Below are 25,755 nucleotides of genomic sequence, written 5' to 3'. Positions count from 1 at the left end.
CATGACGACCAAGGGACATATCTACGTCATCGACGACGACGCGGCGATGCGGGATTCGCTGAATTTCCTGCTGGATTCTGCCGGCTTCGGCGTCACGCTGTTTGACGACGCGCAAGCCTTTCTCGACGCCCTGCCGGGTCTCTCCTTCGGCTGCGTCGTCTCCGACGTGCGCATGCCGGGCCTTGACGGCATCGAGCTGTTGAAGCGGATGAAGGCGCAGCAAAGCCCCTTTCCGATCCTCATCATGACCGGTCACGGCGACGTGCCGCTCGCGGTCGAGGCGATGAAGTTAGGGGCGGTCGACTTTCTGGAAAAGCCTTTCGAGGACGACCGCCTCACCGCCATGATCGAATCGGCGATCCGCCAGGCCGAGCCGGCCGCCAAGAGCGAGGCCGTCGCGCAGGATATCGCCGCCCGCGTCGCCTCGTTGAGCCCCAGGGAGCGCCAGGTCATGGAAGGGCTGATCGCCGGCCTTTCCAACAAGCTGATCGCCCGCGAGTACGACATCAGCCCGCGCACCATCGAGGTGTATCGGGCCAACGTCATGACCAAGATGCAGGCCAACAGCCTTTCGGAGCTGGTTCGCCTCGCGATGCGCGCCGGCATGCTCAACGATTGAGCCAAGTCAAGGCCCTTGCCGGATGCTGTGCTAGCCATGCAGCATGATCGAGGTCAGTTCACATCACGAGCGGCTGCCGTCCTCCACAAAACCCACCGTCTTTGTGGTCGATGATGACGCCGCAGTCCTGGGATCCCTGCGGTTCCTGCTGGAAACCGACGGCTTTGCCGTGCGGACCTTCAGGAGCGGCACGGCGCTGCTCAATGCCGGCGGCGCGCCCGGGGCCGACTGCTACGTGATCGACTACAAGATGCCCGACATCAATGGAATCGAGCTCGCCAGCCGCCTGCGTAAATCGGACGGCGAAACGCCCGTGATCCTGATCACCGGCTATCCGGACGAAAACATCTCGACCCGGGCCGCCGCGGCCGGCGTAAAAGACGTGGTTTTGAAGCCGCTTCTCGACGAAAACCTGCTCAAGCGTATCCGCCGCGCCATCCAGGACCGGCCTCGGGCGTGACCTACGGGGTTCTACGTAAGGCACCCCCCTTAAGATATCGCTCGAAATTTTCGAACCTCCCGATACCGCGTACCAATGCGTCATCACAACGGAGATGGCGCAGATGCTGACCCAGACACTCAAGACCCAGGTGATCAACACCCAAATCGGTGGCAAGATTGCCCCGCCCCATCAGGTGTCCGACCAGTTCGGTGCGATCACGGGCCATGTTGGCCTCGTCGCCACCGAATTCTCCTACCGCAAGGACGAGGAGATCTATGGCGAGGACGAGCCGGCCGAATATGTCTACCAGGTCGTCACCGGGGCCGTGCGCAGCTACAAGCTTCTCTCCGACGGCCGCCGCCAGATCGGCGCCTTCCATCTTCCCGGCGACGTGTTCGGCCTCGAATCCGGCCCCAGCCACCGTCTTGCCGCCGAAGCCATCATCGACACCAGCGTGCGCCTCGTGAAACGCTCGAGCCTCGAGAAGGCCGCCGGCATCGACGTGCAGGTTGCCCGCAAGCTCTGGGCGATGACCGCCGGCGAACTTCGCCACGCCGAGGATCACATGCTGCTGCTCGGCCGCAAGACCGCGATGGAGCGCGTCGCGACCTTCCTGCTCGAAATGGACCGCCGTCTCGCCGTTGCCGGCATGATGGCGCTGCCGATGTGCCGCCGCGATATCGGCGACTATCTCGGCCTCACCCTCGAAACCGTGTCGCGCGCGCTGTCGCAGCTTCACACCCAGGGCATTCTCGGCTTCTCCGGCGCCCGCCAGATCGTGCTGCGCAACCGCCAGCGCCTGCACAATCTCGACGCCTGATCGTCTTCCTCCCCACCCACTTGGCCGGCCGAACCCGTTTCGGCCGGCCATTTCTTTTGCGGTTCAGAGCGTGGTGCGCCGGGTCTCCGGCATCACGAGGAGGATCAAAAGGAGCCCTGTCGCGGCAACGCCGGACAGGCCGATGAAGGCGGTGGCGTTGCCGAACTTGTCGCTGACATAACCGCCGAGCGCCGTGCTCAGCGACGCACCGATCCCGGTCGCGGTGCCGACGATGCCCTGCGCCAGATTGAAGTGACCGCTGCCGAAGGCGACGTCGGCGACGATCAGCGGAATCATCACCGCGAACACCGCCGCGGTGATGCCGTCGAACACCTGCACCGCGACCAGCAGATATGGATCGCGCACGGTCGCGAACAGCAGGCCGCGGATCACCAGCGCGCCGAATCCGATCAGCAGCAGCGGCCTGCGGCCCCACGCTTGCGCCTTGCGCCCGACGGTCGGCGACAACAGCGCGACGATCGCCTGCGGGACGACGATGCAAAAGGCGACCAGCACCGTCGCCCACTGGCTCGACCGCGCCGTCACCGCGCTCGCCATCAGCGGCATCATCGCGGCGTTTGCGAGCTGCAACAACAGCACACTGAGCGCGAAGACGATCAGCGGCCGCTGCCGGATCAGATGCCAGACATTGGTGTCGCCGCGATCCTGCGCCTCGCGCGGCATCTCGCCGTGGCAGCGCGCGATGTCGACCTCCTCCTCGCGGATGCGCGACAGCGCGATCAGGGTGGGGATCGCGAGCAGGAACGTGACCAGGAAGACCGAGCGGCTCGACAGCAGATAGCCGGCCGTGCCCATCACGGCGGCGGCAACGCCATTGCCGAGGGAGGCAAACCGCGCGTTGCGGCCGAGCCGCTCGCCGATCGCGAGCGGACCGACGAGGCCGAGGCTGATCGCGGCGATCGCCGGGCCCAGCACGCAGCTCGCCGCCGCATGCAGCGTCGCGGCGGTCACGACCACGGGGAAGATCGGCATGGCGGCATAGGCGAGCGCGCAGCCGCCGATGGTCGCGATGGCAAGGGCGGCGACCAGCCGCTCGGATTTTGCCGCGTCGATGATCGCCCCGCCCGGCATCTGCCCGATCAGGGCGACGATGCCGCCAATCGACAGCACGAGGCCGATCTGGCCCTGCGTCCATTTCTCCGTCGTCAGATAGACCGCGATGAAGGGGCCGAAGCCGGTCTGCACGTCGGCGAGGAAGAAGATGAACCAGTCGAGGCCGCGCAGGCTCCGGCGCGACGGTGCCGGAAGACCTGCGGCCGACGGCGCTGCAACGTTGTCCTGTTCAACGCCGCGAGCGCAATCCTCGGCTGCTTGGTTCGGCTTTCTCGACAACAGCACCGGCGGCCATCCCTCCCCGCGCCTCACTGAATCGCTTGCAGCGGTTGCAGGCTCCCGGATGCGCCGAGCACCACCATCGGCGTGTCTTCCTTGTATTCCGGCGCGGCCGCAACCTGCGCCTTGGTCAATTCCAGCGTGATGCTGTCCTTCTTGTTGGCGATCTTGCCGAACCGCATCGCGTTCCAGTCCACCACGATCTTGCGGCTGCCGACGCCGAGGAAGCCGCCGAAATCGATCACGGCGGCACGCACGTGCCCGCTCCGATCGACGATGACGTCGACGATGCGGCCCATGTCCTCGTTCGCGGCGCTGAGCACGTCGCGGCCGAGCACGCCGTGCGCATCGCTCGCGCCGATGATGGTCACCGACGGCGGCGGCGCGGCATCCTTCGGCGTGACTTGCACCGCCGAGGCCGGCGGCTGGGCCGTCGCCGGCGCGTTCGCTTCGCTTCGCGGTGTACTTGGCGCCACGGGCTGTTCCTCCGCGGCACGCGATACCGCGACCGTCCATCCCGCGACGATCGCGACGCTCAAGGCCAACCATCCGGCGGTACGCATGAACCCTCCTCGCGGCGCGCCGTCAGCGCGCCAGCACGATCGACACCTGGATCTGTCCGCGCGTGCGCAATACCTCCAGCGCCACGTCTTCGCCGTGGCGGCTGACGCGCAGGTCCACGCTGGACTCGCCCAGACGCAGATCGCGCACGATGACCTCGTTCAGAAACGCCGGCAGATGCGGATTGCGCAGGCGGATCTCGCCGCGCGCCACGTCGAACTCGATGCCCAGCGCCGCCTCCAGCAGCGTGAACGGCGTCGCGCTGGCCCAGGCTTGCGGCGCGCAGGCGACCGGATAGAGCGTCGGACCGCGCCGCTTCTCCCGCCGGAAGCCGCAGAACAATTCGGGCAGCCGGCGCAGATCCATGTAGGTCGCGGCGTCGAACAGCCCCTTGAAAACATGCGCCACCGAATGCTTGAGCCCGTAGCGCGCGAGCCCGAGCGCAATCAGCGCGTTGTCGTGCGGCCAGATCGAGCCGTCATGATAGGACATCGGATTGTAGCGCACCTCGCCCTGCGCGACCGTGCGGATGCCCCAGCCCGAGAAGAAATGCGGCTGCATCAGGTCGGCGGCGACGAGACGGGCGCGGTCCTCGCGAATCATGCCGCTGAACAGGATCTGCCCGGCATTCGAGGTCCGCACCTTGCAGGGCCGCTTGTCGCCGTCGAGGGCAAGCGCGTAGGTGCCGAGCTCCTCGCACCAGAACGCCTGCTCGAAGCGCGCGGCCAGCGCCTTGGCCTCGGCCTCGAGCTTGCGCACGCGGTCCGGCTTGCCGAGCCGCAGCGCACAACGCGCGGCAAGCTGCTTGGCCGCATAGACGTAGCCCTGGACTTCGGCGAGGGCGATATTGCCCTCCGCGAGCCGGCCGTCGGCATGGAAGATCGCATCGTAGGAATCCTTCCAGCCCTGGTTGGCCAACCCCTTCTCCGTCGCGCGCTGGTATTCGACGAACCCGTCCTGATCGGGATCGCCGGGACCGTCGATCCACGCCAGCCCGGCCTCGATCGCGGGCCACAGCTCGATCAACGTGGCCTCGTCGCCGGTGCGCTCGAAATAGCTTCCGGCGAGCAGCACGAACAAGGCGGTCGAATCCACGCTGCCGTAATATTGCGAGAACGGCACCTCGCGCAGCGCCGCCATTTCGCCGCCGCGCATCTCGTGCAGGATCTTTCCGGGCGCGGCATCGGCGAGCGGATCGATCGCCTTCGCCTGGAAATGCGCCAGGCGCCGCAGCACGCCCTTGGCGACCCGCGGGTCCACCCAGAGCATCTGGAGCGCCGTGATCAGGCCGTCGCGGCCGAAGGTCGTCGAGTACCAGGGAATGCCGGCATAGGGATAACGGCCCTGCGGCGTCTCCGTCATCAGCATGTTGAGGTCGGCCATGGCCTGGCACAGCACCTCGTTGAAGATGTTGTTGGAGGTCTCGATGCTGGCCGCGCCCATGGTCGAGTGGCGCATCTCGCGGCGGTGGGCCAGCAGACCCCTGAAGAAGCGCGTCGGCTTCTCCGCCACCGGCCGGTTGCAGGACGCAGCCACGAACAGCGATTTCGACTGATGCGGATCGAGCTCGAGCTGCCAAGTGGCGGCGTTGACGGACAGCCGCGTCGGACGCGGGTCGAAATGCAGGCCGGTGGTGCGCTCGGCATCGTCGAGGCCACGATATTCGAACAGGACGTCGGTCGGCCCGAGCAGGCGGCTGGCGCCGGTCCCGCGGCGCGGGCGCCGCTCGCCGCGGACCTCGAACAGATCGGCAAAATCATTGTCGAACAGCAGCGTCAGCTCGAAGCCGGCCGGCCGGTCGCCGTGGTTCTGCACGCCGATGCGCTGATAGGCGGTGCCGCGCCACAGGAAGATCGTGCGCACGATGTGCAGCAGGTCCTTTTGCAGCGCGAGGCTGCCCTGACGGTAGATGTCGGGGTTGGTGAGGTCGACGGTCAGCGCCGAATTGTCGTCGCGCAGGTTGGAGCCGAGCAGCAGGGGCTGGAGATCGTCGAGCACGAGCTCCAGCCGCGCGAGGTAGCGCGTGTCATGGTGAAACAGGCCGTCCGGCCCGCCGGCCGATGCACCGATGTCGCCATGGCTGTCGAGCACGATGAAGGTGTCGTCGTGCTTGAGCGAGCGCCGCGGCCGCGCCGACGGCCCCGTCATCGGGATATAGAACGGCTGCTCCGCGACCTGCTCCACGGTCCGCGCCACAGAGACGAACTTGGTGACGACTTCGGCTGCCATGAGCTGCTCCCCTGCGCCTGTTTGGAAACGCAACCAACGCGAACGCGACTGTCGGGTTTACGCGGCGGCTTGCGCGAGCCGGCTCATTTCCTGCGTCACCAGCTCCCGATAGGGCCCATGGCCCTGCATCAGACGCTCGGGCGAGCCGTCCTCGATGATCTTACCACCCTTCAATACGATCACGCGGTCGAAATTGCGCAGGGTCGCGAGGCGGTGCGCGATCGCGATCACGGTGCGGCCACGCATCAGGCGCGTCAGCGCCTCGCGGATCGCCTCCTCGGATTCGCTGTCGAGCGCCGCGGTGGCCTCATCCAGCAGCAGGATCGGCGCGTCCTTCAGGAAGGCCCGTGCGATCGCGATGCGCTGGCGCTGACCGCCGGACATCTTGACGCCGCGGTCGCCAACCATGGTGTCGAGACCTTCCGGCAGGCTATCGATGAAATCGCAGCGCGCCGCGATCGCCGCGCGCAGCACCTCGTCGTCGGTCGCGTTCGGCCGGCCGTAGCGGATGTTCTCGCGAATGGAGCGGTGGAACAGGGAAATGTCCTGCGGCACGACGGAGATCGCTTCACGCAGGCTGAGCTGGGTCACCATCGCGATGTCCTGGCCGTCGACGGTGACGCTGCCTTCGTCCACGTCGTAGAAGCGCTGCAGCAGCGTGAACAGCGTCGACTTGCCGCCGCCGGACTGGCCGACCAGGCCGACGCGCTGGCCGGGCTGGAGCCGCAGGCTGAACCGCTCGAAAATCTTCTCGCCGCCGGGATAGCCGAAGGTGACGTTGTTGAACGCGATCGCGGCGCCGCTCTTGACCAGCGGCTCGGCCTCGGGGTGATCGCGCAAGTCGTGCGGCACCAGCAGCGTCGCGATCGCCTCGGTCAGGCGCGCGACATGCTGGGTCACGTCGACCAGCGCCACGGCGAGGTCGCGCGTCGCGTTGAGAATGGACAGGCCGAGGGTGCAGACCAGCACGACGTCGCCGGTCGTCGCCTCACCGTCCTGCCAGAGCGTGATCGCCCAGGCCATCAGCGCAATGGTGAGCACGACGGTCACGCCGGCATGCGTGAGCCGCAGCTTCTCCAGATAGCGCAGGCTGCGGCCGCGCGCGGTGAGTTCCCGATTCACGGTCGCATCGAACCGCTCGTGCTCGTGGCTGATGCCGCAGAAGGCCCGGACCAGCGGCATGTTGCTGATGACGTCGATCATCTCGCCGTCGACGACGGCGGCCTTGTCGGCAAAGTCGTCATGCAGCGGCTTGCCGGCCGCGGCCAGATGGAACATCGCAATCACCATGCCCCCCGCGACCACGATCAGGCCGAGCGCCATGTAGGGACTGACGGTTCCAATCAGCATGATTGCCGCAATTGTGGCAATGCACGGCGGCAGCACGTTCCAGACGAACATGTTCTCGACCGTGAACACCGCGTTCGATGTTGCCGTGATACGGCTGGTCAGCATGCCAGGCATACGATCGGAGAAGTAGCTCGGCGCGTGTCCGGTCAGATGGCGAAAGATGTCCCGGCGCAGATCGCCGGTGACGCGAACGAACGTAAAGCTCGCCGTCCAGCTCGCGATCCGCCACAGGAAGTTGTCGGCGGCGATCAGCGACATGAGCAGAATGAATGCCAGCCATACGCTGCCGCCATGCGCGGTTCCCGCCGACAGGCTGTCGACCAGGGATTTGACGCCATACTGCGTGCCTACCGAGCAGGCAACGGCTGCGACAACAGCGGTCAGGATCACCAGGTGCGAGGCAAGCCGTCGCCGAAGATAGCGCAAGACAAAGGCAAATGGCCTGCGCGCGTATCCAGAAAGATGATCCATATGGCTATCGCCCCGTCGTGTTGATTAGAGTTTTTTTGTACCAGCCGACTGAACATCGACCGCTTCGCCCGGGTTCCGGGCCAGGCGATCACGACATGCGGATGCGGACGATCTGCGAAGAGGAGATGGCAGCATCGAGACAGGCGCGCGATGTGTCGAATATGTAACGTTTGTTGAGAGGAACTTCGCAAGTGCGGGAACGTTCCCTTCGCTGGCATGGCCGGTGCCGTACAGGTTGGGGGTTTCCAACGTTCATGATCGCAGAGGAGAAGGCGAGATGCGCATCGCGCAGGTAGCTCCGTTGACGGAGGCTGTTCCACCCAAGCTGTATGGCGGCACCGAGCGGGTGGTGCATTGGTTGACGGAAGAGCTGGTGGCCCTGGGACATGACGTGACGCTGTTCGCCAGCGGCGACTCGCAGACGTCGGCGAAGCTGGACGCCCTCTGGCCGCGGGCGCTTCGCCTCGACGGTTCCGTGCGCGATCCCAACGCGTTGCACATGGTGCTGCTGGAGCGCGTGCGGCAGAAATGTGACGACGAGGAGTTCGACTTCCTCCACTTCCATCTCGATTATTATCCGTGGTCGCTGTTCCACCGGCAGCCCACACCGTTCCTGACCACGCTGCACGGCCGGCTCGACCTGCCGGAGCATCAGCCGGTGTTCAACATCTTCTCCAAGATGCCGGTGATCTCGATCTCGAATGCCCAGCGGCGGCCGGTGCCGCAGGCGAACTGGGTGACGACGATCCATCACGGCCTGCCGGAGAACTTGCTGACGCCGAAGCCGGCCAGGCAGGAATATCTCGCCGTGCTCGGCCGCATCGCGCCGGAGAAGGGCGTCGACCGCGCCATCAAGATCGCGACCCATTGCGGCATCCCGCTGAAGATCGCGGCAAAGGTCGATCGCGCCGACCAGGATTATTACGACGAGCTGATCCGGCCGATGATCGCGAACAATCCGCTGGTGGAGTTCATCGGCGAGATCAGCGATCACGAGAAGTCGGAATTCTTGAGCGGTGCGCTCGGACTTCTGCTGCCGATCGACTGGCCCGAGCCGTTCGGCCTCGTGATGATCGAAGCCATGGCCTGCGGAACGCCGGTCGTCGCCTTCAACCGCGGCTCGGTGCCGGAGATCATCGACGAGGGCCTGACCGGCTTCGTCGTCGAGGACATCATCAGCGCCGCCGGCGTCGTCAAGCGCCTTCCGCAACTGGACCGCGCGGCGATCCGCAAGCAGTTCGAAAAGCGCTTCACGGCGCGGCGAATGGCGCTGGACTATCTCGCGGCCTATCGCAGCCTAACGGAAGCGCAGGCACCGAAGATCAAGCTGGTGAGCAGCGCGGAGTAGCACTTCTACGCCGCTGCCAGTCGAAGTGCCCTCTCCCCTTGTGGGAGAGGGCTGCGACAGCCAAGCCTCAAACTCGTTTGGGTGAGGGGTTGCCTCCACACCCGAAGGCATTCCCGCGGAAAGAGACCCCTCATCCGGCGCTTCGCGCCACCTTCTCCCACAAGGGGAGAAGGGAAGAACGGAATCAACGGCGCACTCGCCTACCCCACCACCGCCCGCTTCGGCTCCACGATCTCGAACATGCGTGGAAACTCGTCCATCAGGCCCATCAGCTCGGCCAGCCGCATCGGGTTGCCGGCGAGCTGGACCTTGCCGGCGGCGACCGCCTCCGGAAAGCTCGTCAGCTTCGCGATCACCTCGTCGAGCGTCGCGCGCGCCAGCGTGAAGCTCGCGTCGGCGTTTTCCGCCTGCACGCCCTCGCTATAGGTGAGCGCGCAGTTTTCCAGGTTGAGCGCGAAGGTCTCGCCGGTGTCGGAGAAGCGCCAGTTCAGCACGATGTGCTTGCCTTCCGCCTTCGGGCCGTTGAGGCGGATACCGAGCACGTCCCAGAGCTGCTCGGTGCGCAGCGCCGCCAGCGTCTCGCGCGGCATCGGCGGGCGCGGTGGGGCCTTCGGCATGCCCTGGCGCAACTCCTGGGCGCCGAACAGATAGGCGTTGCGCCAGGTCGCACTCTCGGCGGCGTAGCCGAGCTGCTCCAGCGTATCAGCCAGCAGGCTGCGTGCCGCCGCGTTGTCAGGCTCGGCGAAGACGAGATGGCCGAGCGCCTGCGCGACGAAGCGGAATTCGCCCTTGTCGAAGTCCGTCCGAGCGCGCGCGAGAATCGCGTCGGCGCCGCCCATGTACTCGACATATTTCTTGCCCGAGGCGACCGGCGGCAGCGGATCGAGATTGACCGGATTGGCGTCGTACCAGCCGAGATATTTCTGGTAGATCGCCTTCACATTGTGGCGGATGTGGCCGTAATAGCCACGGCCGTGCCAGGCGCCCTCCAGGCTCTTCGGCAGCTGGATCGTTTCGGCGATCTCGGCGGCGGTGAGGCCATGGTTCATCAGGCGGATGGTCTGGTCATGCGCGAACTTGTAGAGATCGCGCTGCTGCCGGATCATGGTGCCGATGCGCTCGCGGCCCCACACCGGCCAGTGATGCTGGCCGCACATCGCCTCCGCCTTGCCGTCCCACAGCCGCAGGGCCTCGCCCAGGTATTTCGACCAGGCCAGCGCGTCGCGCACGTCGGCGCCGCGGAACGGCAGCAGGTTGTGGAAATTGTGGGTGCAGTTCTCCGCGAGGTTCAACAGCTTGTAGCGCGGAACGAAGAAGTGCATCTCCGCCGGCGCCTCGCTGTTCGGCGCCATCTGAAACTCGAATTCGACGCCGTCGATCACGCGCCTGTCGCCGGTCGCCATGATCAGATCGGTCGGGCGCAGCAGCGCGACCGAGCCTGCCGCCATCGACTTGCCGAGCCCGCAATCGACCTGCCCGCGCACGCCCTTGGCGAGGAACGGGCCGAACTGATACTGCGCCCGGCGCAGCATTGCCGGTCCCGCGATGATGTTCTCGGAGACGGCGTGCTCCATGAACAGGTTCGGCGCGATGATCGGCACGCGTCCCGTGGCGAGCGCGTCCTCCTCCAGCACGCCGCGCGCGCCGCCCCAATGGTCGGTGTGGGTATGGGTGAAGATGACGGCGGCCACCGGCTTCATGCCGCGATGCCTGAAATAGAGATCGAGCGCGGCGCGCGCGCCTTCGATCGAGGTCAGCGTGTCCACGACGATGACGCCGCTGTCGCCCTCGATCAGCGTCATGTTGGCGATGTCGAGCCCGCGCACCTGGTAGACGCCGGGCACCACCTCGAACAGCCCATGCTGCATGTTGAGGCGCGACTGCCGCCACAGGCTGGGATTGACCGTGGGCGGCGCTTCGTCCGCCGAGAGAAAGCCGTAGGGCTCGAGGCTCCAGACCGTCCGCCCCTGCGGATTGGTGATCGCCGCATTCTCGATCGTGCCGAGAAAGCCGCGCGCGGCATCGTCGAAATCCCGCGTGTCGGAAAACGGCAGCGCATTCAGCATCGCCGTTTGCTGCGCGATGACGGACGGCGTCGCGTCCTTGGGCGAGCGGCTGAGTTCAGTCATTTTGGTTTCCTCCGGCCTGTTGCGCGCATCTAACCGCATCTCGCGGGTGATTGCCATCATTGGCGGAGGCCGCACGGGCTTCGCGAAGACACCCTCTCCCACAGGAGAGGGACCGAATTCGCCGCCCTCGCTAATGCATCCCCAGCACCCGCGGCAGCCACAGCGTCAAATCGGGCCAGTAGGTCACGATGACGAGGAAGCCGAGCATGGTGATCAGCCACGGCAGCACCGCGACCGCGAGCTCGGTTATTCGCATTCGTGCGATCATCGAGGCGACATAGAGGTTGAGGCCGACAGGCGGATGGCAAAGGCCGACCTCCATGTTGACGTCCATCACGATGCCGAAATGCACGAGGTCGATGCCGAGCTTCTTGGCCGCCGGCGCCAGGATTGGCGCCATGATCAGGATGATGGAGTTCGGCTCCATGAAGTTGCCGGCGAGCAGCAGCAGCACGTTGACCACCAGCAGGAAGCCGACCCAGCCGAGGTTCTGCGCGGCGATCCAGTCGGCAAGCGTCGCCGGCAGGTTCTCGTTGGAGAGCACGAAGGAGAACAGCACCGCGTTGGTGACGATGTAGAGCAGCATCGCGCTGGTGTTGGCGGCACGGAGCAGCACCCGCGGCACGTCCTTCAGCCCGATGGCCTTGTACACGAACACCGCGATGACGAAGGAGTAGACCGCAGCCATCGCCGCCGCCTCGGTGGCGGTGAACAGGCCGCTGTAGATGCCGCCGATGATGATGACGACCAGCATCAATCCCCAGATGCTCTCGCGGAAGGTGCGGACGGTCTCGCCCCAGCTCGCCTTCGGCATCCGCGGATAGTCGCGCTTGCGCGCGAGCCACCAGGTGACGATGCAGAGCATCGTCGTCAGCATGATGCCGGGCAAGAGGCCCGCGACGAACAGCGCGCCGATCGAGGTATTGGTGGAGACGGCGTAGACGATCTTCGGGATCGACGGCAGCATCAGGATGCCGAGCGAACCCGCGACCGTGATGATGCCGGCGCCGAAATGCATGGGATAGCCGTGGCGGACCATCTCGGGCAGCACGATCGCGCCGATCGCGGCGACGGTCGCGACGCTCGAGCCGCAGACCAGCGCGAACATCGCGCAGGCGACGATGCCGGCAAGGCCGAGACCGCCGTGCCAGTGGCCGATCAGCGAGGTCGCGAAATTGATCATGCGGCGCGCGACGCCGCCATGGGTGAGGAAATTGCCGGCGAGGATGAAGAACGGGATCGCCATGATCTCGAAGCCCTCGATGCCCGTGAAGAGCTTCATCGAGACCGCCTCGATCGGCACCGTGGTCAGCGTGAACAGGAACGTCATCACGGTGAGGCCGAGCGCGATCGAGACCGGGATGCCGGTCAGCATCAGCGCGATCAGCAGCGCGAAGACGGTCGCGGCCCGCATCCAGTGCGGCAGCAGCACCACGCCGAACTTCTCGGCGAGGCACATGGCGAAGATCAGGATCGGCGCCAGGATCAGGATGACGCCGAGCGGCGACACTTTTCGCGCGGCGGCTTTGGTCTCGGCGCCGGCGGGCTGCGGATGCAGCGCGGGCGAGACGTCGGCCTCCACGCCTTCGACATGAGTCTCGTCGTGGTGCGGCAGCTCGCCGGTCCAGTAGTAGAACCATGAGACCTGGAGGAAGCGGAAGCACATCAGGCCGGAGCCGAGCGGGATCGCCAGATAGACGAACCACATCGGCGCTTCCAGATCGTTGGACTGCTGCCCGGTGTGGAACATCTCCTTCACGAAGGAGGCGCCGAAGGCGGCGATCATGCCGGTGAACAGCGCGCCGCAGAGCAGCGCGAACAGGATCACGTGCTTGCGCGAATGTTCGGGCAGGCGGTTGACGAGCAGGTCGACGCCGACATGGATGCCGGTGCGCACGCCATAGGCCGCGCCGAACTTCGCCATCCAGATGAACATGTAGATGCAGAGTTCCTGCGCCCATGACAGATCGAGCTCGGACAGGAAGGTGAACACCGCCATCGACAGCGTCGCGAGCCAGGTCATCCCGTGCGCGGTCGCCCAGCGCGACAGGACGATCGACTCGCCCGCGCCATAGCGATGCATGACCGCGATGAAGATCAGGCCGGTTGCGGCCGCAATGAGCGTCGCGATCAACCATTCTTCGAGATGATTAAGCGCCTGATTGAGCACGCGAAGCAAATCAAGGTCCCCCTACCGATGCGAAACGGCCGGGAGCGCACACACTCCCGACCGTTTGTATGATTCCTCCGGAAATCGCGTCAGTTCATCTTGACGTCGAGTTCCTTGGCGACGAGATCGAGCACTTCCTGCCCGACCCGCCCCTTGGCCCATTTGTAAGTCGGCTGCATTGCTTCCTGCCACGCCTTGCGATCGGCGTCAGTGAGATAATGCAGCGTGGTCTTGCCCGCCTTCTTGATCTCGGCGAGCGCGTCCTCGTTCTCCTGGCGCGCGATCGAATTGGTGTAGTCGGTCGCCTCGTTCATCGCCTTCTCGAGCTGGGCGCGAATGTCGGGCGGCAGGCCGGACCAGAACTTGGAGTTGACGATGACCGCATATTGCAGATGGGCATGATAGGACACGGTGATGTCCTTCTGCACCTCGTAGAACTTCTGCGTCCAGTAGTTGGACGCGGTATTCTCGCAGCCGTCGACCACGCCGGTCTGCAGCGCCTGGTAGACCTCGGAGAACGCCATGATCTGCGGGATCGAACCCATCAGGCGGAAGTACTGGTCCGCGATCTTCGATCCGGAGATGCGGAATTTCAGGCCCTTGAAATCCTCCGGCTTCATCAGCGACCGATTCGACGACACCATGTGGAAGCCGTTGTCCCAATAGGCGAGGCCGGTGATGCCCTTGGCCTCCAGCTTCTGGAACAGCCACTTGCCGACCGTGCCCTTCATCGCATTGGCATAGGTCTCGTCGTCCTTGAACAGCCAGGGCAGGTCGAGTGCCTCGAATTCCTTGATCCCGAGCGGCGCGAATTTCGCGGTCGAGGGCGCGAGCATCTGCACCGAGCCGAGCTGGAGCGCCTCGATCTCCTCCTTGTCCTTGTAGAGCGAGGAGTTCGGATAGACTTCGATCTTGACCTTGCCGTCGGTGTACTTCTCGGCGAGCTCCTTGAACTTCAGCGCACCCTTGCCCTTCGGGGTGTCGTTGGCGACGACATGGCTGAACTTGATGACAATGGGACTCTGGGCCTGGGCAATCGCCGGAGCCAAAGCAAACGTGGCCGCTGCGACCGCAAGAAGCAGTTTGCGCATGGATGACCTCCCCAATACCCCTAGGAAACCGGGTTCTTTTTGTTTTGCAGGCCAGTAGTGGCAGCAATCCGCCAGCCGAACAACTAGACCTAAGCCCAATTTTCCCGCAGCCAAGCTAGCTTGTCCGCCACTGAACGCGCAACCCGGGGCTGGCCCCTCTCCCGGGCTACCGCATATGAGATCCGAGGCTTACCGAAGGTGCTCGGCCTGCATGGTGCGAGACGCCCGCTTTGGCGGGCTCCTCACCATGAAGGTCTGATGTCACGCCGCAAGACACGATGAACGCTTATGTCGCATTGCGGCAATGCCCTCAGCCCTTGCGCTGGGCGACCATGAACAGACGCCGGAACGGGAACAGCGTCTGCCCCGCCGCATTCTTCGGATACGCCTTCGCAACCCGCATCCCATAGGCCGCCTCAAAGGCAGCCTTCTCGTCGCCCGCGAGCACGTCGAGATAGCGCGTCAGCCAGGTCCCCTTGGTCCATTCCTTCACGGGGTTCTCGCCTTCGAGCACCTGAAGATATTCGGTCTCCCAGATGTCGATATTGACGGACATCGGCGCAAGAAGATCATGATAGAAGGCCGGCCCCTCGACCGGCGGCGGGGTGACGAGATGCTCGACCTTTGAGCGCCACGGTCCGTTCAGCGCGGTCTCGCCGATCAGCACGTGTGAAGGCGCCAGAAAGTTGCGCGGCATCTGCACCGCCAGCATGCCGCCGGGCACGACCTTCTCCATCAGCGAGGGAAACAGTGCCGCATGATTGGGCAGCCAGTGCAGTGCGGCATTGGAATAGATCAGGGCATATGGCTTGGCGGGACGCCATTGGCCGAGGTCTTCATGGGACCATTGCACGTCCGGCGCCGCCTTGCGGCCGGCGGCAACCATCTCCGCCGAGCCCTCGACGCCGGTCACGGTCGCATCCGGCCAGCGCTCCCGGATCAGCTTGGTGACGTTGCCCGCGCCGGCGCCGAGATCGGCGATCTCGCGCGGCGCGAAATCCGGAATCCGCATCAGGAGGTCGACAGCGGGCCGGAGCCGGTGGCCGGAGAACTTCAGATATTGCTGCGGATCCCAGACCATCGTTCGACGCCTTTTGTTTTTCGTGTTTCCTTCAACGTGGCTCTTGGTTACCACTGCTCGTCCCGGTCAGGCAATTCGTCCTGGCAGGGATGGGCAGGAAACGGCAACAAGCAAAAGCAAACGAGAGAGCGTGCGACCATGGACCTCGGGCTCAAATCGAAAACCGCTGTCGTCACCGGCGCGAGCATCGGCATCGGCCGCGCCATCGCCAAGGGCCTGGCGGCCGAAGGCGTGCGCGTCGTCGGCGTGGCGCGGCGGACCGATCTCCTTGCCGAGCTGGTGAGCGAAGTCGGCGGCGGGCTGATCACGCCGCTCGAGCAGGACGTGATGGCCAAGGACGCCGCGGAGAAGATCGCAGCCTTCGCCGTGAGCGAGCTCGGCCATGTCGACATCCTCGTCAACAATGCCGGCGGCAGCCGGCCCCTGCCCGTCGATGCGCCCGACAGCAAATGGGATGAGGCGATCGCGCTGAATTTCACCAGCTACCGCCGCATTGCGCACGCGCTGCTGCCGCAGATGATCGAACGCAAATGGGGCCGCATCGTCAACATCACCGGCAAGTCCGAGCCGGAAGGCCTGAACGCCGCCTTTGCCGCGAAGGCCGCCGTGCACGCCTGGGCCAAGGGCCTGTCGCGCGAGATCGGCGAGCACGGCATCACCATCAACTGCATCCCGCCCGGCCGCATCATGAGCGAGCAGATCCGTCGCAACTATCCGCCGGATTATCGCGAGCGTTTTGCGGAAGAAGAGATCCCGGTCGGCTATTGGGGCGAACCGGAGGATCTCGCGGCACTCGCGGTGTTCCTGGCCTCGCCGGTGGCGCGGTACATCACGGGGACGGTGATCCCGGTGGATGGGGGGCTGCGGCGGTATCAGTTCTAGGATGGGGCTCTGAAACCGATCGGGCACGAGAGCATGACATGTTCGCTGTGCTCTCGGGAGCGACTGGCGTCAGCTTGCCTTGACGAGTTGGCCGCAGGCCAACAGCGGGCACGTTGCGGGCAATGACCACGTTGTCAAACGCGTTCAAAAGGTAAGGAGCATCTCGGCTAGAGATTGCGCATGTGACCGATCAAAGCCGCCAACTCGTTCTGTCGATGCGTGGCCGTTTTGCTGAAGACCGCCTTGATCTGGTTGCGGACCGTTTCGCGGGACAGCGCCAGGTCGTCGGCGATCATTTCCGGCGACCATCCTGCAGCTATCAGTCGCGCCACCTTTGCCTCGGCCGCCGTCAGCGCAAAGATTGCCGAGAGCAATTCAATCTCAGATTTGCGGACGACCTCCATGTCCGTGAGCGTCAGGATGAACCTCGCCCCCAGAAATGGCGATCGAGCCGCCCCCGGTACGGGCAACAGCTTGATGACGATCGGACGCTTGGTCTCTCGCCGCGCGACAATGATGTCGCCAATGCGGCTGCCGGCGCGAAGACGGAGCTCCCGATCGGAGTTAGTCAACCTCGCGTCAAGAGCACGAGTTGCCTTGCCATCTCGCATGTACAATCTGTTGTTATGGACGCGGAAGTCGGCATCGAAGATTTCGGCCGCCGCCGCATTGATCTCCAGCACGCGCCCCATGCCGGTCATTGACAGCGCCGGCTCGTTGATCGAATCGAAAGCGCTCAAAGACCCGAGCAACACCTGCCTTCCCACTGCATGGGAGAGCGTGGCGGCCTCGGTCAGCGCGTCCGAGAGCAGCGCAAACGCCTTCAGGTCGTCATCTTCGAAGGCTCCTTCCCCACGCTTGCGCTGTAGCGCGAGGGCCCACATTGCCGGCCCTGCCCAAAAGGAAATCGCCGACCACCATTGAAATCCAAGCTGTCCGAGATGTCTGTAGAGGGGAGTCTTGAGCATGTCTCGCTCGGAGGAGAAGATATCCTGGTCGCGCAGAACCTTCCTGCCGGAAAGCAGTAGCGGAACTCCCCTGACGGCACGAACGTCCTCCACGTGAAGATTGGCGGCAAAGTAGCCCTGGAAAGCCTCTTTCGTCGAAGGCGTCACCGGGACATCGGAAGTCCGGACATCACTCTGGAGCAGCCCCGCACCGGACGTCGCTGCCGCGGAGCAAATGTCCTCCATGAGCGGTATCCACTGGCCGGGGTCCAGCACCACTTCGCCCAACCGGGCTTTCGACTGCTCCAATCGCTGGAAATCAAAACGCCGCAATCGCATCACCCAGAAAGAAATCGTCCATATTCGGACAATCCTTGGATACTTGCCCGCCGCTGTCAATCGACACCGGCTCTGGATAACGTGCTGCGCGCATTGGGTTCTCGAGCAATTCCGCAGGCATGACCCAACTGGGTCATGCGCGAATGGCCGGCCTTCGCCACTCTCATCCCGATCCTGGAGGTTGGGACGAATGGACGAAACGCACAGCGGGATTGATTTGGACGAGCTTGACCGGGAGGTGGGCGACTTCTGCCGCTTCTTTGAGCTGATGCCGAGGGATCCGGCAGCGGCAATGCACAGGACAGCCTCTCAAATGCACGCTCTTTGCTGCGCCTTGGCCAGGCTTCCGGCTCCGGCATGGAACTCACCGAATATTCAAAGGCTCCTCGCACCCGCCCGTCATCTCCACGCCCGCTCCTCATTTGTCCGCAGACTTCAGGAGTGGCCGCGCGGCTATCCCGGTGATTTCGAAACTGTCGAACTGCTCGCAGCCGGCGCGAGCCTGCCGACCACGGCCGATCCGGGCGACTGGATCGAATGGCACGCACTCAATACCGCCATCGTGCAACAGCATCGAAACAGGATCTGGTGGCAGTACCTCAAGATGTGCGCCACGACGCCGGGGCGCATCCTCTCGATTGGGTGTGGCGGAGGTGCCGACTTCCAGATCGCACCACATCGATTTACGGGATCCACGGTCGTTCTCGTGGATCTCGACAGGCAAGCCCTGGCTCTCGCCGAAGAGCGACTGAGCCGTTATTGCGATGTTCACATCGTGTGCGGCGACGTGAGACGGGCGATCCGACAGGTCCAGGACGAAGGCCCGTTCGATGTCGTCGTCTGCGGCTGCCTGTCCGACTACCTCGACGACCGAACGATCATCTCCATTCTGGGGGAATTGCGCCGCCGCCTTCTGAGGGTCGGTGGCTCGATCGTCTTCACCAATATCGCCGCAGGGAATCCGTTTCGCGTGTGGATGGAGGCCATCGCAGATTGGAAGCTGGTTCATCGCTCCGAGCCGGAACTTCGGAAAATCGCGACGGCGGCCGGTTTCGATCGCCTCGATTTTTCCGTCCGACGGGACCCGACCGGCTTAACTCACCTTGTCGAACTCAGCGTCCCGTAGCGCCGTGGCAGGCGCCAGGATCATGCCGCGCGATGCCGTGTCCCGACCTCTGCTGTCCACGCTCGAGATTAAGGTAACGGCTTCATTGTCCGGCATCAGACAGCTTTTTCATTGCATGCGAGTTGCCGGTCGCGTGATCGGATTCGTGGAAGCATCGATATTTGAAACCATACTGCCGTCAGCTCAGGTAACGCTGTCCTTGGATTATTCATGCGTACGCTGCTCGTCATTTTAGGCATTTGGCTGTTGCTCAACATCCTTTTTGTCGTCGTCGTGATCCCGCCGCGAAAACCGCGGCCGTCCCGCGCCGACGGCGGGTCAGCCGGTCTTTCGCCCGTGCCAGTCCGCCATGATGCCGCTACGCCCGGCGAGGATCCCCCCGTTTCGCTTCGCCATGTGATCATCGCGATTGCGCTCGGCGCCTTCTTTTCGCTGAGCCCGCCCCTTCTCGAAGCGTACGATATGCTCCGCAGCAAGCTGCGGCGCCTGCGGGGGCAGAGCAATGACGAGAGCTCGACTGAGCAGGAGACATTGCAATCCATCCTTGCGAAGCTCAGGGCCGAATACGACGAACGTTCATCGAACGGCCTCTCGGACAAGGATGACGGCGACCGGCGCTAATCGGGAAAACGTCCATCGCTTCGACTCCTCGAAGGCCGCCCGGCGCATCATGAGCGAACAGACGCGCGACAATTTTCCGCCGGACTATTGCGAGCCCCGTCGGCTGCCGGGCGAGCCGGAGTCATGGGACGCAACGCCGGGCCGCGTTCACACAAAGTTGCTGCTGTGATGCGACGACGTGACGATAGACATCGCTCAGCGACGAAAAATGGGCACATTCCAATCCCCAACAATCACCGCCCATGTTGCAGCCGCACCGCGGATTGCAGATGGGCGAAACCTCCTGCCTATGGAAGCACCACAGGCCCCCCGTCCATGCCAATTCGTAACAGGAGACCCGCAACATGCTCATTTGGGATCGGAAATCGGGAGGGCATCAGCGCTGCTCTACCTGTTGCGGCCCGTCCTGGTCGCGGCGCGGCTTTCTCGCGGGAGTGGGTGCGCTCGGCCTTGCCTCGGCCATCCCGGCCGTTGCGGTGCGCGGACAGACCAGGCCGGCGCTGATCGATACCCACCTTCATTTCTATCCGCCCGAATACCAGAAGCTTTGGCTTGGCTACGAGGACGCCCGCAAGCAGCCGCACTTTCCCGGTCAGGTTGCCTGGACCCGCGAGAAGCTCGTCGAGGACATGGACCGCAATGGCATACGCACGGGCATCCTGTCGGTCGCCTCCACGCCAGGGGTGTGGTTCGACCTCGGGCCGGCGGAAGCTGGCCGGCTCGCGCGCACCTGCAACGAGTACGCGGCGGACATGATGCGCGACCATCCGGGCCGTTTCGGCCTGTTCGCAACCTTGTCGATGCTGGATGTCGATGCCACGCTCAAGGAGATCGAATATGCGCTCGACACGCTGAAGGCGGACGGGATCGGGCTGCAAAGCAGCTACGGCGACAAATGGCTCGGCAATGCCGCCTACAGGCCGGTGTTCGAAGAGCTGAACCGTCGCAAGGCGGTCGTTTATGTGCATCCGCTGGTCGCCAGTTGCTGCAGCGCGCTCAGCGTCGGCACGTTTCCCGCGGTGATCGAAGTCCCGCACGACACCACACGTACGGTGACGAGCCTTCTGCTCAGCGGTGCATTTGCCCGCCACCGCGACATCAAATGGCTGTTCTCGCACGCCGGCGGCACGATTCCGATGATGGCCGGGCGCATCAATTCGTTCTATGGGGCGCGGCCCGACCTCAAGGAGTTTGCGCCGGAGGGGATCGAAGGCGAGCTAGCCCGGCTTCACTACGACACCGCGAATGCAACGTTCGCGCCGTCCATGGCCGCGCTGCTCAAGCTCGTACCCGCCTCCCAGATCACCTACGGCACCGACTATCCGTATTTCGGCCTTGGCCAGTTCGCGCAGTTGCAGAAGCTTGGCCTTTCGACTGAGGATCTCGATGCGATTGGCCATGAGAACGCGATTCGTCTCGTTCCGCGGTTGCAGGCCTAGAGCATCGGGCAGCGTCTCCTGACGGCGCGGCGGTGCCGCGACCCCGACGCTTGATCTAGATCAAGCCCGCCACGGCAACGCCACGCCGGAATCAATTGTCGATGGTGGCGCAGAAAGCGCCGCCCGTAGCCAAGGAGATGATCGATCATGACCTCCTCGAAGTCTTTGCGCACCCTCATTCTCGCCGGAGCCGGCGCCCTGCTGCCCGCTATGGGTGTCCAGGCCGGGCCGATCCCGACGCATCTGGCGACGATGAAATCGATGGTCGATCAGAACACCACTGAAGTGCGATGGGTCGGCGGCTGGCGTGGCGGCTATGGCTATCGCGGCGTCGGGTGGGGCTACCGCGGCGGCTGGGGCTATCGCGGCTACGGTTATCGCGGACTCGGCTATGGCGTTGCCGGCGCCGTCGTCGGCGGCGCGATTGCGCGGAGCGCCTATTATGGCAGCTATGGCGGTTATCCCGCCTACGGCTACAGCTACCCGCCCGCGTCCTATTACGGTTATGGCGGCGGCTATGGCTACGGCTATGGCGACGACAATTGCCTGCCCTCCGGCAGCTACTGGGCCTATTAGCGAAAACGCATTCGCCGTTCCGGAGGATGGCTTGCCGCGGGCCGCCATTTCCCGGACGAGCTAGTTCACCCTCGTGCCGACGGGCAACAGCACCTCATCCCTCGCCCGCCGGCGGGACAACATACAGGGTCAGCGCGAACACTGCATAGATGAAGATCATCAGCGCGCCGACGAACCATGCCGAGCGTCCGCTGGCCGTGATGAACGCCGACGTGACCGTGGCGATCATCACCATGGTGACGGCGCCCGGCCAGAACTGCAGGTTCATCGGCGTCGGCCCCACGACGTAGCTGAGCAGCACCAGCGCGGGGGCGACGAACAGCGCGATCTGCGAGGCGCTGCCGAGCGCGATGCTGACGACCATGTCGAGCCGGTCCTTGCGCGCCGCGCCGAACGCCACCGCAAATTCGGCGGCAGCGCCGACCAGCGAAACGATGATGAAGCCGACAAAGGCCGGGCTCATCCCGAAGGTTTCCGCCGCCTTCTGCACCGATTCCACGAAGATTTCGCTGACCAGCGCGACCAGCACCGTGACGACCAGCAGCGTGCCGACGGCGATGCCGATCGGCCAGTGCGCCTCCTTGTCGTCGCCATGATCGGCGCTTGCGAACAATTCCTTGTGCGTCCCGAGCGAGAACAACAGGCCGAGCGCGTAAGCGATGATCAGCAGGACTGAAATGCCGACGCTGAGCTTGTTCAAGATGCCTCCGCCCTGCGGCAGGTGCTCGAGATCGGCGACCGCCGAAGGCGCAAGCAGGGCGACGGTTGCCATCAGCAACAGGCCAGACGAGAGCCGCGCGCCGGCACGGTTGTACTCCTGCACGTGGTAGCGCAGGCCGCCGAGCAGCAGGCAGGCCCCTAACATGAACACCGCGTTGGTCACGATCGCGCCCGCAATCGAGGCCTTTACCAGCATGTACTGGCCTGCACGCAGCGCCGTGATGGCGATGATCAGCTCCGTCAGATTGCCGAGCGTTGCATTGAGCAGTCCGCCCACGGCATCGCCGGTCTTCGCGGCGACCGCTTCGGTGGCGTGGCTGAGCAGCGCCGCCAGCGGCACGATCGCAAGCACCGCCAGCACGAAGAGGAGCGTGTGGGGATGCGGGGCAGCCGCCTCGGCCAGCAGCACGATGGGCACGAAGACCAGCATCCAGAGCAAGGGCGTATTCCGGATTTCCCTGAGCAGGGTTTGCATGTCGGCCGCCCTTTCCATGGATGCGCTGATGGAAGGGTCTGGCGGGCCTGCGAGGCGAGTATTGATCTGCCTCAACGTGCGCCGGAGGAGACGCGCCGCCGTGCGGTCTGAGGCCCACATTGCGCGTGACGAGAACGCGCCATGGCCCAGTCCCCGATCGCCGCCAGCATCGCATCCTGCCAGTGTTTTGCCCGACGGGTCAACGCGATCGCAGCTGCGGATGTCGCCGCGACGCATCGCGAAAATCCCTTATCGATCAAGGGGTGTTCTACTGTGCATGGGGTTGTTTTTCGACTTTTTTTGTTTCGCCCAAAAAAGAGCCGGAAAGCACGCGCCGAAGCACCTCAAGCCCCCTGCAAGATCTCCGCAATCGCCGCCCCCGCCGCGATCGTGCCGAGCCTGCCGCCGACATCGCGCGTTGCCCTGCCCTCGCCGATCGCCTTTGCCACCGCCGTCTCGATCGCACGCGCGGCCTCCTCGTAGCGCACCGCGCCGCTCCTCTCGCCATGCCAGGCCAGCAGCAGCGCGGTCGACAGGATCAGCGAGACCGGATTGGCGACGTCCTGCCCGGCGATGTCAGGCGCCGAGCCGTGTGCCGCCTGCGCCATGGCATAGCGGTCGCCGACATTGAGCGAGCCGCCGAGGCCGAGACTGCCGGACAGCTCGGCCGTGAGATCGGACAGGATGTCGCCGAACATGTTGGTGGCGACGATGACGTCGAAGCGATCGGGGTTGCGCACGACATGCGCCATCATGGCGTCGACCAGGATGTCGTCGACTTCGAGGCCGGCATAGCCCTTCGCCGCCGCGCGACAGATGTCCAGGAACATCCCGTCGCCGATCTTGAGCACATTGGCCTTGTGCACGATCGTGAGGTGCCTGCGCCGCTTCATCGCGAGACGGCAGGCGGCGTGCGCGATGCGCTCGCAGCACGCCCGCGTGATCCGGCGCAGCGAGATCGCGACGTCAGGCGTGACCAGCATCTCGCCATTGCCCTGCTCCATGTTGCGATCGGCGTAGAAGCCTTCGGTGTTCTCGCGCACCACGACGAGGTCGAAATCGCCGAGGCGGCCTGGCCGCCCGGCATAGGTGCGCGCCGGCCTGACATTGGCGTAGAGGTCGAGGTTCTTGCGGAAGTGCCTGGACGGATTGATCTCGCCATGCGCCTCATCCTTGAAGTCGAAGGTCGCGGTCGGCCCCAGGATCAGGCCGTCGGCGCCGCGGACGATGTCGAGCAGCTCGGGCCGCACCGTCGTGCCGAACTGCTTCAGGCTCGCGTGCCCGACCGCGTGCTCCTCCAGCCGCAGATTGAGCTGGAAGCGCTCCGAGGCCGCGCGCAGCACACCCGATGTCGCGGTCGTGATCTCCGGTCCGATGCCGTCACCGGGCAGAACGATGAGTTGCATGACGTTTCCCCAAAATTGCAGCGCCGGCGCGATCATACGCCAGAGCCCGGCGGCATCGCCTCACCTTCGCGCATACACAGCATGCAAGCATATGCCTGTGGAAGCGGCCTTCGGCGTAGTACATGCCAAAAGTCCGCATAGCCACGCCGCCGGAGCAACGCGCTAACGCAATGACGATCACGTTACCTGCCGCCGCGCGCGAGCCCGACCATCCCATCGCCGACGGCTTGCCGGCCGCGCAGCGGCGCTGGGCGATCGCCGCCATCTTCACCGCTCTGGCGATGGCCTCGCTCGACACCGCGATCGCCAACATCGCGCTGCCCGCCATTGCCGCCGACCTGCATGTCAGTCCGGAGCAGTCGGTCTGGGTCGTCAACGTCTACCAGATCGCGCTGGTGGCAACGCTCTTGCCGCTCGGCGCGCTCGGCGAGATCGTCGGGCACCAGCGCATCTATCTCGGTGGCCTGATCCTGTTCACCATCGCCTCGCTGTTCTGCGCGGTCGCGTGGTCGCTGGACAGCCTGCTGGTCGCGCGCACGCTGCAAGGCCTGGGGGCCAGCGGCATCATGAGCGTCAACACGGCACTGGTGCGCTTCGTCTATCCCGGAAGGATGCTGGGCCGCGGCTTCGGCCACAACGCGCTGGTGGTCGCGACCGCCTTCACCTTCGGGCCGTCGATCGCCTCCGCGATCCTCGCGCTCGGCCCCTGGCCGTGGCTGTTTGCCGTCAACATTCCCTTCGGCCTCGTTGCGATTGGCATCGGCTTTGCGATGCTGCCGAAGACGCCGAGGGCCGATCACGGTTTTGATTTTCTCGGCGCGATCCTGGCGTCGGCCTGCCTTGGCCTGTTCATCACGGGCATCGGCAGCGCCGCGCACAATCTGTCGCCGGTTGTCGTGGGCATCGAGCTGGTCACCGCCATCGCCCTCGGCTTCATCCTGATGCGCCGCCACGCCGATCATCCCGCGCCGATGCTGCCGATCGATTTGTTCAGCCGGCCGATGTTCGCGCTGTCGGCGGCAACGGCGGTGTGCTCCTTCGCGGTGCAGGGCCTCGCCTTCGTCTCGCTGCCGTTCTATTTCGAGGACGTGCTGGGACGCTCGCAGGTCGAGACCGGCTTCTTCATGACACCGTGGCCGCTGGTGGTCGGCATCATGGCGCCGATCGCGGGGCGCCTGTCCGACCGGCATGCGGTCGGGCTGCTCGGCGGCATCGGCCTCGTGCTGCTCGGCCTCGGCATGGCGCTGCTCGCCATGCTGCCGGCCAACCCCGCCATCGCCGACATCATCTGGCGGATGGTGATCTGCGGCATGGGGTTCGGCTTCTTCCAGGCGCCGAACATGAAGGCGGTGATGTCGAGCGCGCCGCCGCATCGCAGCGGCAGCGCCTCCGGCATCGTCGCCACCGCGCGCCTGACCGGACAGACGACAGGGGCCGCGCTCGCGGCGCTCTGCTTCGCCATCGCCGGCCACGACGGCGCGACCGTCGCGCTGGCGCTCGGCGCGGGCTTTGCCGCGCTCGGCAGCGTGATGAGCTTCCTGCGGCTGGCGGTAAAGTAAG

General features: G+C 64.9%; 22 protein-coding genes and 1 pseudogene. 11 read left to right on the top strand and 12 right to left on the bottom strand.

The features are described 5' to 3' along the window. Nucleotide 1: 1 nt before the first annotated feature. The 3 genes from fixJ to AAFG50_RS12575 all read left to right on the top strand — a co-directional run bounded on the left by fixJ (nt 2) and on the right by AAFG50_RS12575 (nt 1,881). A complete protein-coding gene (gene fixJ / locus AAFG50_RS12585; protein ID WP_011085544.1) occupies nt 2-619 on the top strand; it encodes a response regulator FixJ in 618 nt (205 codons plus the stop codon). Between the two features lie 43 nt (nt 620-662). After that, nucleotides 663-1,079 (top strand): response regulator, encoded by a 417-nt coding sequence (locus tag AAFG50_RS12580; protein WP_011085543.1) that lies wholly within the window; start codon nt 663-665, stop codon nt 1,077-1,079. Between the two features lie 103 nt (nt 1,080-1,182). Continuing rightward, nucleotides 1,183-1,881, top strand: coding sequence for a helix-turn-helix domain-containing protein (locus AAFG50_RS12575; RefSeq protein ID WP_028174758.1), 699 nt, complete (start codon nt 1,183-1,185; stop codon nt 1,879-1,881). A 63-nt stretch (nt 1,882-1,944) separates the two neighbouring features. Here the strand turns inward: AAFG50_RS12575 and AAFG50_RS12570 are convergent, their stop codons facing one another. The 4 genes from AAFG50_RS12570 to AAFG50_RS12555 are packed head-to-tail and all read right to left on the bottom strand — an operon-like array spanning nt 1,945 to nt 7,845. After that, nucleotides 1,945-3,240 (bottom strand): MFS transporter, encoded by a 1,296-nt coding sequence (locus tag AAFG50_RS12570; RefSeq protein WP_028174757.1) that lies wholly within the window; start codon nt 3,238-3,240, stop codon nt 1,945-1,947. 23 nt (nt 3,241-3,263) lie between these two features. Beyond that, the gene (locus AAFG50_RS12565; RefSeq protein ID WP_028174756.1) at nt 3,264-3,797 is read right to left on the bottom strand and encodes a PRC-barrel domain-containing protein; all 534 of its coding nucleotides are present in this window, start codon (nt 3,795-3,797) and stop codon (nt 3,264-3,266) included. Between the two features lie 22 nt (nt 3,798-3,819). Further along, the gene (locus tag AAFG50_RS12560; protein ID WP_028174755.1) at nt 3,820-6,024 is read right to left on the bottom strand and encodes an amylo-alpha-1,6-glucosidase; all 2,205 of its coding nucleotides are present in this window, start codon (nt 6,022-6,024) and stop codon (nt 3,820-3,822) included. 57 nt (nt 6,025-6,081) lie between these two features. Further along, complete coding sequence (locus AAFG50_RS12555) at nt 6,082-7,845, bottom strand: ABC transporter ATP-binding protein (protein WP_011085538.1); 1,764 nt, start codon at nt 7,843-7,845, stop codon at nt 6,082-6,084. A gap of 277 nt (nt 7,846-8,122) precedes the next feature. On the opposite strand from AAFG50_RS12555, the gene AAFG50_RS12550 reads away from it, so the two are divergent. Further along, entirely contained in the window at nt 8,123-9,193 is a 1,071-nt protein-coding gene (locus tag AAFG50_RS12550) for a glycosyltransferase family 4 protein (RefSeq protein WP_028174754.1), read from the top strand. 200 nt (nt 9,194-9,393) lie between these two features. Here AAFG50_RS12550 and AAFG50_RS12545 read toward each other — a convergent pair whose 3' ends face one another. The 5 genes and pseudogenes from AAFG50_RS12545 to AAFG50_RS12525 form a co-directional block, all read right to left on the bottom strand. Further along, nucleotides 9,394-11,322: an alkyl sulfatase dimerization domain-containing protein gene (locus AAFG50_RS12545; protein ID WP_028174753.1), complete on the bottom strand. Its 1,929-nt coding sequence runs from the start codon at nt 11,320-11,322 to the stop codon at nt 9,394-9,396. A 130-nt stretch (nt 11,323-11,452) separates the two neighbouring features. After that, nucleotides 11,453-12,736, bottom strand: a complete 1,284-nt coding sequence (locus AAFG50_RS12540; protein ID WP_028174752.1) for a TRAP transporter large permease subunit — start codon at nt 12,734-12,736, stop codon at nt 11,453-11,455. 291 nt (nt 12,737-13,027) lie between these two features. Continuing rightward, nucleotides 13,028-13,246: pseudogene (locus tag AAFG50_RS12535) on the bottom strand (TRAP transporter small permease); the annotation flags it as partial. Between the two features lie 335 nt (nt 13,247-13,581). After that, complete coding sequence (locus AAFG50_RS12530) at nt 13,582-14,583, bottom strand: DctP family TRAP transporter solute-binding subunit (protein ID WP_028174751.1); 1,002 nt, start codon at nt 14,581-14,583, stop codon at nt 13,582-13,584. 310 nt (nt 14,584-14,893) lie between these two features. Next, complete coding sequence (locus tag AAFG50_RS12525; RefSeq protein WP_028174750.1) at nt 14,894-15,664, bottom strand: methyltransferase domain-containing protein; 771 nt, start codon at nt 15,662-15,664, stop codon at nt 14,894-14,896. A gap of 138 nt (nt 15,665-15,802) precedes the next feature. Between AAFG50_RS12525 and AAFG50_RS12520 the strand changes: the two genes are divergently transcribed. Continuing rightward, on the top strand, nt 15,803-16,546 hold the full coding sequence (locus AAFG50_RS12520) for an SDR family oxidoreductase (protein ID WP_271558270.1): 744 nt from the start codon (nt 15,803-15,805) through the stop codon (nt 16,544-16,546). A gap of 167 nt (nt 16,547-16,713) precedes the next feature. Here the strand turns inward: AAFG50_RS12520 and AAFG50_RS12515 are convergent, their stop codons facing one another. After that, nucleotides 16,714-17,826: a helix-turn-helix transcriptional regulator gene (locus tag AAFG50_RS12515; protein WP_162185824.1), complete on the bottom strand. Its 1,113-nt coding sequence runs from the start codon at nt 17,824-17,826 to the stop codon at nt 16,714-16,716. A gap of 196 nt (nt 17,827-18,022) precedes the next feature. On the opposite strand from AAFG50_RS12515, the gene AAFG50_RS12510 reads away from it, so the two are divergent. The 5 genes from AAFG50_RS12510 to AAFG50_RS12490 all read left to right on the top strand — a co-directional run bounded on the left by AAFG50_RS12510 (nt 18,023) and on the right by AAFG50_RS12490 (nt 21,594). After that, nucleotides 18,023-18,958, top strand: a complete 936-nt coding sequence (locus AAFG50_RS12510) for a class I SAM-dependent methyltransferase (protein ID WP_049832540.1) — start codon at nt 18,023-18,025, stop codon at nt 18,956-18,958. Between the two features lie 210 nt (nt 18,959-19,168). Beyond that, on the top strand, nt 19,169-19,579 hold the full coding sequence (locus AAFG50_RS12505; RefSeq protein ID WP_028174748.1) for a hypothetical protein: 411 nt from the start codon (nt 19,169-19,171) through the stop codon (nt 19,577-19,579). Continuing rightward, nucleotides 19,560-19,748 (top strand): hypothetical protein, encoded by a 189-nt coding sequence (locus tag AAFG50_RS12500; RefSeq protein ID WP_028174747.1) that lies wholly within the window; start codon nt 19,560-19,562, stop codon nt 19,746-19,748. Before AAFG50_RS12505 ends, AAFG50_RS12500 begins: the two co-directional genes overlap by 20 nt. Nucleotides 19,749-19,923: 175 nt before the next feature. After that, nucleotides 19,924-21,018, top strand: coding sequence for an amidohydrolase family protein (locus tag AAFG50_RS12495; protein WP_028174746.1), 1,095 nt, complete (start codon nt 19,924-19,926; stop codon nt 21,016-21,018). Nucleotides 21,019-21,165: 147 nt separating this feature from the next. After that, nucleotides 21,166-21,594 (top strand): hypothetical protein, encoded by a 429-nt coding sequence (locus AAFG50_RS12490; protein ID WP_028174745.1) that lies wholly within the window; start codon nt 21,166-21,168, stop codon nt 21,592-21,594. Nucleotides 21,595-21,688: 94 nt separating this feature from the next. On the opposite strand, the gene cax is transcribed toward AAFG50_RS12490, so the two are convergent. Both cax and AAFG50_RS12480 read right to left on the bottom strand, forming a co-directional pair. Beyond that, nucleotides 21,689-22,789 carry a calcium/proton exchanger gene (cax, locus tag AAFG50_RS12485; protein ID WP_028174744.1) on the bottom strand — a complete coding sequence of 367 codons (1,101 nt, stop codon included), beginning with the start codon at nt 22,787-22,789 and terminating at the stop codon, nt 21,689-21,691. Between the two features lie 344 nt (nt 22,790-23,133). After that, entirely contained in the window at nt 23,134-24,195 is a 1,062-nt protein-coding gene (locus AAFG50_RS12480) for an isocitrate/isopropylmalate family dehydrogenase (RefSeq protein WP_028174743.1), read from the bottom strand. 170 nt (nt 24,196-24,365) lie between these two features. Between AAFG50_RS12480 and AAFG50_RS12475 the strand changes: the two genes are divergently transcribed. Continuing rightward, the gene (locus AAFG50_RS12475; protein WP_028174742.1) at nt 24,366-25,754 is read left to right on the top strand and encodes an MFS transporter; all 1,389 of its coding nucleotides are present in this window, start codon (nt 24,366-24,368) and stop codon (nt 25,752-25,754) included. Nucleotide 25,755: the final 1 nt, after the last annotated feature.

The sequence above is a fragment of the Bradyrhizobium sp. B039 genome (assembly GCF_038965675.1).
In the GTDB taxonomy this organism is placed as follows: Bacteria; Pseudomonadota; Alphaproteobacteria; order Rhizobiales; family Xanthobacteraceae; genus Bradyrhizobium; species Bradyrhizobium diazoefficiens.
The sequence above is the reverse complement of the archived record's forward strand: the minus strand, read 5'-3'. Positions and strand labels throughout refer to the sequence as shown.